This is a genomic window from Bradyrhizobium sp. SBR1B (genome assembly GCF_014198205.1).
Classification (GTDB): Bacteria; Pseudomonadota; Alphaproteobacteria; order Rhizobiales; family Xanthobacteraceae; genus Bradyrhizobium.
In genome coordinates this window covers 537,572-550,240 of sequence record NZ_JACIHC010000003.1, presented here as the reverse complement: position 1 = coordinate 550,240, position 12,669 = coordinate 537,572, and the positions used below count along the sequence as shown (strand labels likewise).

The window sequence follows — 12,669 nt, the reverse complement described above, 5'->3', positions numbered from 1 at the left end:
CCTCTTCAGCCCGCTTTGGGCACGAACGCGCCCGGCGGAATGTTGCCCTCGACATAGGCGTGCTGAAGTGCGTCGAGTTGCACCCATAGCACGTTGGTCTTGAAGATCAGCGCGTTGCACACTTGCGCGCGCTGCTCCGGCGTCGTGGCATGCGCCTTGACATAGTCGAGCGCAAAGCCGGCATCGCGCGGCGCCTGCGCCAGGCGGCGCTTGAAGTAGCTCATGATGTCGGGGTTGACGAAATCATAGTGCTGCAGCATGCCGGAGATGCGTTCTTCATGCAGGTTCGGCGCGAACAGCTCGGTGAGCGAGGAGGCGATCGCCTCCAGCGGGCTTTTTTCGCGGCAGTAATGCACGTAGGCCTCCACCGCGAAGCGCGTCGCCGGCAAAATGCCTTCGGTCGATTCCACATAGGCCGTGTCGAGGCCTAGGCCTTCGGTCAGCTTCAGCCAGCGCTCGATGCCGCCTTCGCTGCCGACGTCGCCGTCATGATCCTCGATGCGGTGGCGCCATTCCAGGCGCGTGGCTCGGTCGCGGAAACGCGAGATCACCACCGCGTCCTTGATCGGGATCGTGCTCTGGTAATAGTAGCGGTTCAGCGCCCAGGCCTGCACCTGGCCCTTGTTCAGCTTGCCGCCGTGCAGCAGCTTATGGAACGGATGCAGGCTGTGATAGCGCGTCGCCCCGATATGGCGCAGCGTCGCCTCGAGCTCCTCGGCCGAGTTGAGCCTCAGATCCTTGCCGATCGAGAGCGCAGTCATTCCAGTCATTGACGCCGCATTCACAGCACGATCTCCGTTCCATCCGCCGGTATCTGCCAGCCCGCCGCCTCGACGGCCTTGCGCTCGGATGAGGCAGGTAGCAGCGCCGGGTTCGAGTTATTGATATGCAGAAATATCTTCCTGTCGATAGCGAGGTCGGCCAGCCGTGCGATGGCGCCGTCCTCGCCGGACATGGCGACATGTCCCATGCTCTTGCCGGTCTTCTGGCCGAGCCCGCATTTGATCATCTCGTCGTCCTGCCAGACCGTGCCGTCGAAGAACACGAGCGAAGCGCCGTCGATCTCGGCCTTGAGCGCGTCGGTCACCTCGGCGCAGGCCGCGATGAAGTAGAAGCACTTGCCGGTCGCCTTGTCGGTGATCTTCAGGCCCAGCGTGTCGCCGTCGCCGCTGTCCCCGCCGGGATGCGCCTTGCCTTCCAGATACCAGGCCGATTTGCCAGAGACTGCGAAGGACAGCACCTCCAGTCCGGAGCGGGTGCCGTCGGGCAGGCGCGGCTCGAATGGCTCGCGGATTGCCATCGGCTGGCGCCGCACGTGCTTCTCGTTCAGCACGTTGAAGATGCTGTTGCTGGCAAGGATCGCCAGCACCTTCTCATGCGCATAGATCGTGAACGGCGAGCTCTCGCGCATCGAGAGCAGGCCGGCCACCGCATCCACTTCGCTGTTGGTCAGGATCACGCCCGCAATCGGCGTATGGCGCAGCGCCCCGGCCTTGGGGTGCAGTTGCGGCGTGGCATTCAGTTGCTGGCGGAGGTCCGGTGAGGCATTGATCAGGAACCAGTGCTCGCCATCGCCGCTGAAGGCGACCGAGGCCTGGGTTCTCAAGAGCTCATGGCCGTTCTCTCGGGCCGCCCGGCAGCCCTCGCAGCCGCAATTCCATTGCGGCACTCCGCCGCCGGCTGCGGCGCCCAGGACGACGACGCGAAGCATGATCCGTCTCCTGGAAGCAACGTCACGAGGTGGATCTCAGGCCGACACGATTTCCCTCATTCGGAAACCGGTCGTGACCGAAAGACCCACCTGCGCTGAACGCAGATCACCAACCGCTTACTTGCGGGTAGCGCTCACATACATGTTGATTTCCATGCCGCAGGGCACTTCGACGATCTTCGGGGCTTTCCAAGCCATTTTGGCACTCCATTTTCGCGAATTCGGACGTATCGCCCACCCGTTAAATTAATGCGCGCTGGGAAGTTCGCCAGTGAAATTTTCCCGAGAATCTCATGTTGCGCCGCGAAAAATGCCTTCGGGAACGCTCACTTCTGGGGCGCTGCCTTGCGTTCGGCGCATTCGGTCGCGAACCCTGTCCTGATAAAGCAGTTGTGAGTGCAGTGCAGCTTTCAATCCGGTACAGGCGACCCAACTGGATCTCGATGATGCCCAGATACTACTTCAATACCCGTATCGGCGACGAACTGATCGTGGATCCCGAAGGCGAGGATCTGCGCAACCCCGACCGCGCCTGGGAGGTCGCCCGCCAGATGATCCTTGAAGTGGTGAAATCCGAGGGCACCCAGCGCGCCCTGCTGGACGCCGTGATCGAGGTGACCGACGCCGAAGGCGAGATCGTGCTGGAGTTTCCTTTCACCGAGGCGCTGCTCGACATCCCGGACGCGTCCGCGACGCGGCATTAGCGGGCGCTCTCTCCGGTCATTGCGAGCGCAGGAAGCAATCCAGAGACTCTCCGCGGAGGAAGTCTGGATTGCTTCGTCGCAAGGGCTCCTCGCAAAGACGACGGAGAATGGGGCACCACCCGGCGCCCCAGCGCCTTCGCCCTTGCGAAATCCGCATGGCTTTGCCGCGTTCCCGGCGCTAAAAGACGCCGGTTACACGGAGCAAGCCATGCAAGATCTCTGGCGCCTGTCGGCTGCCGACCTCGCCTCCCTCGTCAAGTCCAAAAAGGTGTCCGCCCGGGAGGCGGCCAAGGCCGGGCTCGCCCGCCTGGACGCCGTCAATCCCCAGCTCAACGCGGTGATCGACCACCGGCCGGACGACGTGCTCAAGCAGGCCGACGCCGTCGACGCCGCCATCGCGCGCGGCGAGGACCCCGGCGTGCTCGCCGGCGTGCCCGTCACCATCAAGGCCAATGTCGATCAGGAGGGCTTTGCCACCACCAACGGCCTCAAGCTCCAGCGCGATTTGATCGCGCGCGAGGACAATCCGGTGGTCGCCAATTTCCGGAAATCGGGCGCCATTCTCCTTGGCCGCACCAATTGCCCGGCCTTCTCCTATCGCTGGTTCACCACCAACCTCGTCCATGGCGACACCAAGAACCCGCGTGACGCCTCTCTGACCCCGGGCGGCTCGTCCGGCGGCGCCGGTTCGGCGGTCGCGGCCGGCATCGGCCACATCGCCCACGGCACCGACATTGCCGGCTCGATCCGCTATCCCGCCTATGCCTGCGGCGTGCACGGCCTGCGCCCGACGCTCGGCCGCATCCCCGCCTTCAACCCGGCGCTGCCGGAGCGTCCGATCGGGCCGCAGATCATGGCGGTCTCGGGTCCGCTGGCGCGCACCGTCAACGACCTCAGGATTTCACTGGCTGCGATGTCGGCCCGCGACATCCGTGATCCCTGGTTCGTGCCGGTGCCGCTGGAAGGCCCCGCACGGGACAAGCGCGCCGCGCTCTGCCTCAATCCTGGCGGCCTTGCGGCGACGCCGGAGGTGAAGGCGGCGGTGAGCGATGCCGGCAAGCGGCTGGAGCGCGCGGGCTGGACCGTCGACATCATCGATGACACGCCGCCGATGCGCGAGGCGGTCGAGTGGCAGATCAAGCTCTGGCTCGGCGACGGCTACGAGGCCCAGCTCGAGATGGCCGAGCGCGAGGGCGATCCCGGCGCGCTGGCGTGCCTGCGCGGCAACCGCGCCAGGGTCACGCCGATGGACCAGGCCAATTACGCCAAGGCGCTGACCCGAAGAGCCACCCTGACCCGCGACTGGATGCTATTCTTCGAAAAATACGCGGTGCTGCTGACGCCGGTGTCCGGCGAGCTGCCGTTCCCCGATCATCTTGATCGCAAGGACGACGAGTCGTTCAAGCGGGTCTGGGAAGCGCAGCTGCCGCAGATCGCCATTCCCTTCATGGGTCTGCCGGGCCTTGTGGTCTCCACCGGTCTCGTCGGCAAGGCGCCCGTCGGCGTGCACATCGTCTCCGGCCGCTATCGCGAGGATTTGTGCCTGCTCGCAGGCGAGGCGATCGAGGCGGGCGGCGTGCCGCCGTCGCCGATCGATCCCGTGGGTTAGCGATGTCCGTGATCTACGATTTCAAGGCCAACTCGCTTGCCGGCGAGGAGGTCGCCCTGAAACGTTTCGAGGGGCAGGTGCTGCTGATCGTCAACACCGCGAGCAAATGCGGCTTCACGCCGCAATATCGCGGCCTGGAAGATCTGCATCGCGATCTCTCGCCGCGCGGCTTCTCGGTGCTCGGCTTTCCCTGCAACCAGTTCGGCGCGCAGGAGCCGGGGCGGGCGGACGAGATCCAGGCGTTCTGCTCGACCCATTACGACGTCACCTTTCCCTTGTTCGAGAAGATCGACGTCAACGGCGCCAATGCGCACCCTCTGTATGAGTACCTGAAACGCCAGCAATCCGGGCTTCTCGGCGCCGCCATCAAATGGAATTTCACCAAATTCCTGGTGGACCGTACCGGCAAGGTGGTCGCGCGCTACGCGCCGACCGCGCGGCCCGAAGGATTGCGGAGTCAAATCGAAACACTGTTGTGAGCGAGACAATCATGAGCGACGAATTTCCGGACCGCCTGTCGGTCGATCCGAACAGCCCCTATTACAACGCGGACATCCTGGCGCGCGACGTCGGCATCCGCTTCAAGGGCGTCGAGAAGACCAATGTCGAGGAATACTGCATCAGCGAAGGCTGGGTCCGCGTCACCGCCGGCAACGCCAAGGATCGCCACGGCAACCCGCTGACCATCAAGGTGCACGGCCCGGTGGAGCCGTATTTCAGGGATAAGAAATAGACCACCGTCATTCCGGGGCGATGCGAATCCGCCGCGCGTCCAAATGCAAGACCGTCACCCTGAGGTGGCCGCTCCTCCAGCGGCCCTCGAAGGGCGACAGCCCGGCTGCACCTCGGCCGTTCATCCTTCGAGGCTCCCGATGGGGCGCTGAGCGCCCCATCACTCGCACCTCAGGATGACGGGGAGACAGTCCGGCGAATTCCTCTCAACACCCAAGGCCAGCCCCATGTCCGTCCGCATCGTCGACGTCCGCGAAATCACCAAGCCGATCTCCTCGCCGATCCGCAACGCCTATATCGACTTCACCAAGATGACGACGAGCCTCGTCGCCGTCGTCACCGACGTGGTGCGCGACGGCAAGCGCGTGATCGGCTACGGCTTCAACTCCAACGGCCGTTACGGGCAGGGCGGCCTGATCCGCGAACGTTTTGCCTCGCGCATCACCGAGGCCGATCCGAAGTCGCTGCTGAATACGGCTGGCGACAATCTCGACCCCGACAAGGTCTGGGGCGCGATGATGACCAACGAGAAGCCCGGCGGCCACGGCGAGCGTTCGGTCGCAGTCGGCACCATCGACATGGCGGTGTGGGACGCAGTGGCGAAGATCGCCGGCAAGCCGCTGTTCCGCCTACTCGCCGAACGTCACGGCGTCAAAGCCAATCCGCGCGTGTTCGTCTACGCCGCCGGTGGCTATTACTATCCCGGCAAGGACCTCTCGATGCTGCGCGGCGAGATGCGCGGCTATCTCGACCGCGGCTACAATGTCGTGAAGATGAAGATCGGCGGCGCCGATATCGACGAGGACCGTACCCGCATCGAGGCGGTGCTGAAGGAGATCGGCAAGGACGCGCAGCTCGCCGTCGACGCCAACGGCCGCTTCAATCTCGAGACCGGCATCGCCTATGCCAAGATGCTGCGCGACTATCCCTTGTTCTGGTACGAGGAAGTCGGCGATCCCCTCGACTATGCGCTGCAGGCCGCGCTCGCCGAATTCTATCCGGGCCCGATGGCCACAGGCGAGAATCTCTTCAGCCACCAGGATGCCCGCAATCTGATCCGCTACGGCGGCATGCGCCCCGACCGCGACTGGCTGCAATTCGACTGCGCGCTGTCCTATGGCCTCTGCGAATACCAGCGCACGCTGGAAGTCCTGAAGACCCACGGCTGGTCCCCCAGTCGCTGCATCCCGCACGGCGGCCACCAGATGTCGCTCAACATCGCAGCCGGCTTAGGCCTCGGCGGCAATGAGAGCTATCCCGACCTGTTCCAGCCCTACGGCGGCTTCCCGGATGGCGTGCGCGTCGAGAACGGCCACATCACCATGCCAGACCTTCCGGGCATCGGCTTCGAGGGCAAGTCGGATCTCTACAAGGAAATGAAGGCGCTGGCGGAGTAGGGGTTGCTAAGCGCGAGTGGCGCGCGACAATCGCGCCACTTACTCGGTGTCGTCCCTGCGAAAGCAGGGACCCATAACCCCAGGGAGAGGTTAGGGAGCGAGCTGACACCGAGTCTTCGCCAAACCCAATCCTGTGGTTTTGGGTCCCGGATCTGCGCTCCGCTTCGCTGCGCTTGTCCGGGACGACGACTGACTGTGTGGCTTACGACAACCGCATATCCAGCAGCCGCCTTCCTTCGCCCTTCAGCAGCTTCTTCACCGCACTGGACGCCACCACCTCGCCGTCATTGGCGTAGGCTTCGTGGTTCTTCTCGATGTCGTCGAGGCGATAGAGGTAGTTGACCATCACGCCGGCGGATTCCCGCACGCCCTTCGGCGAGAGATCGCCCAGCCAGTTGATGCGCTCCAGCCTGGCGCCGTTGCCGAGATGGAAGCGGGCGACGGAATCGATCAGCTTGCCCTTCGGCGTGCGCGCCTTGAGGAAGTAGTGTGCCGCGAGCGGCTCGATCACGGCGCGGAGCTGTGCCGTCGTCTCGGGGCTCTCGAACCATTTGGGATCGTCGAGGCGCTTCAGCACCTCTCGGTCCTCGTCGGACAGCGGCAAGTCCTTGTCCTGCTTCAGCCATGGCATGAAGCCCGGCACCGGTGACAGCGTCACGAAAGTGTCGAGCTTGGGCGTTTCACGGCGCAGCTCCTCGACCACCTGCTTGATCAGGAAGCTGCCGAAGGAGATGCCGCCGAGACCGCGCTGGGTGTTGGAGATCGAATAGAACACGGCGGTGCGCGCGCGCTCGATCGGCAGATGCTGGCGGTCGACTGCAAGCAGCGGAGCAATCGCGCCCGGGATGGTCTCGGTCAGCGCCACCTCGACGAAGATCAAGGGCTCGTCGACCATCGCGGGATGGAAGAAGGCGTAGCAGCGGCGGTCGACCGGATCGATGCGGCGGCGCAGATCGTCCCAGTCCGAGATCTCGTGCACGGCCTCGTAGCGGATGATCTTTTCGAGGATGTTGGCCGGGGACGACCAGTCAATCCTGCGCAGCACGAGAAACCCCCTGTTGAACCACGAAGAGAGAAGATGCGAGACGTCGCGATCGAGCGCGGCGAGGTCGGTGTGGCCGTTCATCATGCCGAGCAGATCGGCGCGCATGTTGACGAGATCGCCGGTGCCGCCGGGCGCACGGTTGAGGCGGCGGATCAGCTCCTGCCGCCGCGGCTCCGAGGCGAAATGCAGCGAGCTCGCGTCCTCGTCGCTCGGCGCGGCGCGCCATTTCTCGATCGCCTTGGCCAGGCGCTCCCGGTCCGGGCCGAAATCGCGCACCAGCCCGTGGAAGAAGGCGCGGCGTCCCGCAGGATCCAGCTCACGGTAGATGTCGAGCACCTCACGCGCGATGGCGATGCCCGATGCCTCGCCCCGGCCCGACAGCAGCGCATCGCAGAGATCGATCAGCCCGTCGGCATCCCGTCTGGTGTCGGCGGACTCGCCGCGACGAAGCAGCGTGCGGCCGCGCTCGGAGATCGTGGCGAGCAGGTCGGAGAAGAAGGCGTTGGCCATCGGGGCTTTCGTATCAGGTTTGTGCGTTGCCGAAGCTTACACGGGATTTGGGCGGAAACCGATCACAATCAAGCGGAGGAATGCGGCAACTTTAGTTGGGCCGTGCGTTTGGGGAATGACGGCATAGCGTGGGCGTTGAGGGAGCGGGTGTGCTCACCCCAAACGAGCTGCCGTAGGGGTGGGCAAAGGCGCCCTTGCGCCGTGCCCACGATCTTTGACTGCAGCGAAGAAATCGTGGGCACGCCTCCACCTTCGCTCTTCGAGCTACGGCGGCGCTTTGCCCACCCTATGAGTTCTGTGCTCGCAATGCCGAGGCTGCCTCAAGCTTTGCCGGCAAACTCCGTCGGCGTCCGCCCGGTCACCCGGCGGAACGCGGCCGAGAACGCGGGCACGCTGGCATAGCCGAGCTGGGTTGCGAGCTGCTTCACCGACACATTCGCATCCGTCGACAGCCGCTGGATCGCCGCAGCAATCCGCGCGCGCTGGCACCAGCTCTTGAAGCTCAGCTGCGTTTCCGTCGAGAACAGCCGCGACAGCGTCCGCGCGGAAGTTCCAACCTCGCGCGCCAGCGTGTCGATGTCGTGCAGGCCGGTCGGATCGTCGAGCACGATCAGGGCGGCGCGGCGGCAGCGCGACTCGCGCGGCAGCGGCACGAAGGTCGCGGAATCCTCAGCCTGGTGCAATTCCAGCATGACGAGGCGAACCAGCAGCTCGGTGCGCTCCTCCGTGTTGCGCGCGTCGAACAGCGCCAGTATCGCCTGATTGAGCAGCGGTGACACCCGCACCACGAATTCCCGGGTCAGGCCGTCATAGCGCTGCTCGCGCTTGAGCCAGGACAGGTCGAAATACAGCGTGCGCATCTCGATGTCGGCGAGCAGATCGATGGCATGCTCGAGCCCGGCCGGGACCCAGACCGCGCGGTCCGGCGGCACCAGCCAGCGTCCCCCCGGCGTCGTCACCTGCATGGTGCCCTTGGCCGCATAGATCAGCTGCGCCTCGCGGTGCAAATGCGGATCGATCCGCAAACCCTTGGGGTAGTCGCGCGCGACCAGATGCACGCCCGCGGGCGAGCGGTGGTTGCTCCGGACCTCCCGCAGGATTGGCGTTTCCAAGATTGGCGTTTCCAAGACAGTCATTGGCAGCATCCCGTCATGGGGAGGACATATAACTCATTTCGGAGCAGGAGAGGATTCGTATGAACAGCGCCAGCCGGGTCATCGGTTTCGTCAACGCAGGCCATTTCATCGACCATTATTCGATGCTGATCTTCGCCGCCGCCGTCATCATCATGGGACCGGCGCTCGGCATGGCCTATTCGGAACTTCTGCCCTACGCGACACCTGGCTTTGTGGCTTTCGGCGCCGGCTCGCTGCTCACCGGCTGGCTCGGTGACCGCTGGAGCCGCCGCCACATGATGCTGATCTTCTTCGTCGGCATCGGCCTCTCCATGATCGCGGTCGGCTTCGTGCAGACCCCGGCGCAGCTCGGCGCGGCGCTGCTGGCGATCGGCATCTTTGCCTCGATCTACCATCCCGTCGGCACCGCCATGATCGTGTCCTATGCCGACCGGCTCGGCCGCGAGATGGGGATCAACGGCGTCTGGGGCAATCTCGGCGTGGCCTCATCGGCGCTGGTGACAGGCGTGATCGGCCAATATCTCGGCTGGCGTTTCGCCTTCATCGTTCCCGGCGTGGTCACGATCCTGATCGGCGTCGCCTTTGCGATGATGGTCGTGCACGAGGACCGCAAGGGCACCAAGCAGGCCGCGGCGCAGGCGCGGGTGGCCAAGCAGGACATGTGGCGCGTGGTGCTGTCGCTGCTGATCGTGGTGATCGCGATCTCCACGACCTTCAACGCGGTCACCGTGGCGCTGCCAAAGCTGTTCGCGGAGCGTCTCGCGGATTTGACGAAGAGCCCGGCGCTGCTCGGAATCATTGCGGCCTGCGTCTACGTGTTCGGCGCGATGACGCAGTACACGATCGGCCGGCTGCTCGACCGCTACTCGCTGAAGACGGTGGCATTGCCGCTGTCCTTCATGCTGGCGCCGTTCCTCTATCTCGCCGCCAGCCTGAACAATCTGCCGCTGATCCTGGTCTCGATCGGCATCGTCATGGGCGCATTCGGGCAGGTCACGGTGAACGATGCCATGGTCGGCAAGTACACCAGCGAGGAATGGCGCTCGCGCGCCTACGCCGTGCGCTATTTCATCGGCTTCACCGCGGCCGGCGCCTCGGTCGGCCTGGTCGCCTGGCTCTACGAGCAGGGCGGCTTCGTGACCATGCTGCACGCCTTCGCCGCGCTCTGCCTGCTGGCAATCGCAGCCGCCATCATCCTGCCGCGCGAGATCCGGACGCCACAGCCGGTGTGAGGCGCCTCGTGTCCCGGACAAGCCGCAACGCGTGAGCGTTGCAGCGCAGAGCCGGGACCCAGAGTTGCGAGTCCCCTTCGCCAAGGCTTCGGCGGACAAGTCGCTGCGCTCGCAACGACGGCGAATATCCCGCCCCGTGAACCGGGAACCCGCTCCACGTCCCGCGGGTTCTATCCTCGTGGCCCCAACCTCGGGGCAGGCAAAGGGGGAAAGACACCTGCATGCCATGGCGCCTGCTCCGTCCGGTCGGCCTCGTCCCCGCGGCGCTTGTCCTCACCACCATTGCGGCCGGTGCCGAGGGCGGCAAATCGGCCGGCCCGTCCGAATTCCTGCTGGTGGCGCAGATCGTGCTGTTGATCGCTGTGGGGCGCGGTCTTGGCGAGATCATGCAGCGGATCGGCCAGCCCTCGGTGATCGGCGAGTTGCTCGCGGGCATCATCCTCGGACCGTCGCTGTTCGGCTGGATCTGGCCCGAGGCGCAGCACGCGATCTTCCCCAAGACCCCCGAGCAGAAGGCGATGATCGACGGCATTGCCCAGTTCGGCATCCTGCTCCTGCTGCTGCTCACCGGCATGGAGACCGACCTCAAGCTGGTCCGGAAAGTCGGCAGGGCCGCGATCGCGATCTCGATCGCCGGCATCCTCGTGCCCTTCGCCTGCGGCTTCGCGCTCGGAGAGTTTCTGCCCGATGCGCTACTGCCCGATCCGCAACAGCGCCTGGTCGCTTCGCTGTTCATGGGCACGGCGCTGTCGATCTCCTCGGTCAAGATCGTCGCGGTGGTGGTGCGCGAGATGAATTTCATGCGCCGCAATGTCGGGCAGATCATCGTGGCGACCGCCGTCATCGACGACACCATCGGCTGGATCATCATCGCCGTGATCTTCAGCCTGGCCTCGCACGGTACGCTGGATATCGCCTCGGTGGCGAAAGCCGTGCTGGGCACGCTCGCCTTCCTGGCCGTCAGCTTCACCATCGGCCGCCGCCTGGTGTTCCAGCTGATCCGCTGGGCCAACGACAATCTCGTCAGCGCGGCGGCGGTGATCACGGTGATCCTGCTGTTGATGAGCGTGATGGCGCTGATCACGCATCTGATCGGCGTGCACACCGTGCTCGGGGCCTTCGTCGCCGGCATCCTGGTCGGGGAATCCCCGATCCTGACGCGGCAGATCGACGAGCGCCTGCGCGGGCTGATCTCCGCCTTCTTCATGCCGGTGTTCTTCGGCCTTGCCGGCCTCAGCGCTGATCTGTCGGTGCTGCGTGATCCCAATCTCTTGATGCTCACCGGCCTGCTGGTCGTGATCGCCAGCGTCGGCAAGTTCGGCGGCGCCTTCGTCGGCGGCACATTGGGGGGCCTGAACCATCGGGAATCGCTGGCGCTGGCGAGCGGCATGAATGCCCGCGGCTCGACCGAGGTGATCATCGCGACCATTGGCCTGTCCATCGGCGTGCTGAGCCAGAACCTGTTCACGATGATCGTGACCATGGCGATCGTGACCACGATGGCGATGCCGCCGATGCTGCGCGCGGCGCTGGCAAGGCTGCCGATGAACAAGGACGAGAAGGAGCGGCTGGAGCGGGAGGAATTCGAGAAGCGCGGTTTCCTCGCCAATCTCGAGCGCCCTCTGCTGGCGGTGGACGAAAGCGCCAACGCCATCTTTGCCGCGCACATCGCCGGCCTGATCGCCGGCATGCGCGGCCTGCCGATCACCGTCCTGCATATCGGCAAAAGCGCGAAGGAGCGGGAGAAGGGCCGCGACCAGGAGGAGAGCCACGAAGCGGTGGTGAAGAAAGCCGCCGAAGTCGTGTCCGCCCATGGCGACGGCGAGGCCGGCAACGTCGATGTCGTCACCCGCGCGCGGCAGGCGGAGCTCGGCGAGACCATCGCCGATGAAGCGCGCAAGGGTTTTGATCTTCTGGTGGTTGGCATCGACAAGGTCATCGCGACCAAGGACCGTTTCGACCGGAGGATCGACGACATCGCCGCGAAGTTCGAAGGGCCGCTCGCGATCGTCGCGGCCAAGGGCAAGCACCTGAAGCAGCCGGCGCCCGAGGCGCTCAACATCCTCGTTCCGGTCTCCGGCAGCGGCATCTCCAAGCGCGGCGCCGAGGTCGCGGTCGCGTTGGCGCAAGGAGGATCAGGCTCGCTGCGGGTGATCTATGTCGCGACCACGCGCGACAAGGGCGCGCAGCGCGGCGCCTCCCGTGGCCTCGGCCAGGAGGCGGGCATTCTCAAGGACGCCAGCGATCTCGCCGCCCGCTATGACGTTGACATCACCACCACGCTGCGGGTGAACCGGGCGCCCGAAGCCGCGATCCTGCGCGAGATCGACACCACCGACGTCGATCTCGTCGTCATGGGCGTCGACCGCATCCAGGCCGACCACCTGTCCTTCGGCGGCGTCGCCGACGCCGTGCTCCGGCAGTCGAAAGTCTCGGTGCTGCTGGTGTCGAGCGGCGAGGCAAGGCAGGCTCCGGCGGAGAAGGCGTGAACTACGGTGCATTCCCTCTCCGCCGTCATTGCGAGGAGCGAAGCGACGAAGCAATCCAGACTCTCTCTCCGGAAAGGCTCTGGATTGCTTCGCTGCGCTCGCAA

At 65.1% G+C, this 12,669-nt stretch carries 12 protein-coding genes; 7 read left to right on the top strand and 5 right to left on the bottom strand.

Annotated features, from left to right (window positions below; all coding sequences use genetic code 11):
- Nucleotides 1-5 precede the first annotated feature (5 nt).
- From pqqC to pqqA, 3 genes are all read right to left on the bottom strand, one after another.
- Nucleotides 6-785 carry a pyrroloquinoline-quinone synthase PqqC gene (pqqC, locus tag GGD61_RS10970; RefSeq protein ID WP_092253630.1) on the bottom strand — a complete coding sequence of 260 codons (780 nt, stop codon included), beginning with the start codon at nucleotides 783-785 and terminating at the stop codon, nucleotides 6-8.
- Nucleotides 782-1,711, bottom strand: a complete 930-nt coding sequence (pqqB, locus tag GGD61_RS10965; RefSeq protein WP_092253628.1) for a pyrroloquinoline quinone biosynthesis protein PqqB — start codon at nucleotides 1,709-1,711, stop codon at nucleotides 782-784. Before pqqB ends, pqqC begins: the two co-directional genes overlap by 4 nt.
- 117 nt (nucleotides 1,712-1,828) lie before the next feature.
- Nucleotides 1,829-1,909 carry a pyrroloquinoline quinone precursor peptide PqqA gene (pqqA, locus tag GGD61_RS10960; protein WP_007595659.1) on the bottom strand — a complete coding sequence of 27 codons (81 nt, stop codon included), beginning with the start codon at nucleotides 1,907-1,909 and terminating at the stop codon, nucleotides 1,829-1,831.
- A 248-nt stretch (nucleotides 1,910-2,157) separates the two neighbouring features.
- Here pqqA and GGD61_RS10955 point away from each other — a divergent pair, with 248 nt between their 5' ends.
- The 5 genes from GGD61_RS10955 to tarD all read left to right on the top strand — a co-directional run bounded on the left by GGD61_RS10955 (nucleotide 2,158) and on the right by tarD (nucleotide 6,153).
- On the top strand, nucleotides 2,158-2,415 hold the full coding sequence (locus GGD61_RS10955; RefSeq protein WP_026202038.1) for a DUF6894 family protein: 258 nt from the start codon (nucleotides 2,158-2,160) through the stop codon (nucleotides 2,413-2,415).
- A gap of 208 nt (nucleotides 2,416-2,623) precedes the next feature.
- Nucleotides 2,624-4,024, top strand: coding sequence for an amidase family protein (locus GGD61_RS10950; protein ID WP_092253993.1), 1,401 nt, complete (start codon nucleotides 2,624-2,626; stop codon nucleotides 4,022-4,024).
- A gap of 2 nt (nucleotides 4,025-4,026) precedes the next feature.
- Nucleotides 4,027-4,503, top strand: a complete 477-nt coding sequence (locus GGD61_RS10945; protein WP_092253626.1) for a glutathione peroxidase — start codon at nucleotides 4,027-4,029, stop codon at nucleotides 4,501-4,503.
- Between the two features lie 11 nt (nucleotides 4,504-4,514).
- Entirely contained in the window at nucleotides 4,515-4,757 is a 243-nt protein-coding gene (locus GGD61_RS10940) for a DUF3297 family protein (protein WP_038950952.1), read from the top strand.
- Between the two features lie 226 nt (nucleotides 4,758-4,983).
- The gene (gene tarD, locus GGD61_RS10935; RefSeq protein ID WP_092253624.1) at nucleotides 4,984-6,153 is read left to right on the top strand and encodes a D(-)-tartrate dehydratase; all 1,170 of its coding nucleotides are present in this window, start codon (nucleotides 4,984-4,986) and stop codon (nucleotides 6,151-6,153) included.
- Between the two features lie 202 nt (nucleotides 6,154-6,355).
- On the opposite strand, the gene GGD61_RS10930 is transcribed toward tarD, so the two are convergent.
- The gene (locus tag GGD61_RS10930; RefSeq protein WP_018318555.1) at nucleotides 6,356-7,708 is read right to left on the bottom strand and encodes a malonyl-CoA decarboxylase; all 1,353 of its coding nucleotides are present in this window, start codon (nucleotides 7,706-7,708) and stop codon (nucleotides 6,356-6,358) included.
- 320 nt (nucleotides 7,709-8,028) lie between these two features.
- Nucleotides 8,029-8,853, bottom strand: coding sequence for a helix-turn-helix transcriptional regulator (locus GGD61_RS10925; protein ID WP_092253622.1), 825 nt, complete (start codon nucleotides 8,851-8,853; stop codon nucleotides 8,029-8,031).
- A 50-nt stretch (nucleotides 8,854-8,903) separates the two neighbouring features.
- On the opposite strand from GGD61_RS10925, the gene GGD61_RS10920 reads away from it, so the two are divergent.
- Together GGD61_RS10920 and GGD61_RS10915 are read left to right on the top strand one after the other, a co-directional pair.
- Entirely contained in the window at nucleotides 8,904-10,076 is a 1,173-nt protein-coding gene (locus GGD61_RS10920) for an MFS transporter (RefSeq protein ID WP_092253620.1), read from the top strand.
- Nucleotides 10,077-10,297: 221 nt separating this feature from the next.
- A complete protein-coding gene (locus GGD61_RS10915; protein WP_092253618.1) occupies nucleotides 10,298-12,565 on the top strand; it encodes a cation:proton antiporter in 2,268 nt (755 codons plus the stop codon).
- The last annotated feature ends 104 nt before the right edge of the window (nucleotides 12,566-12,669 follow it).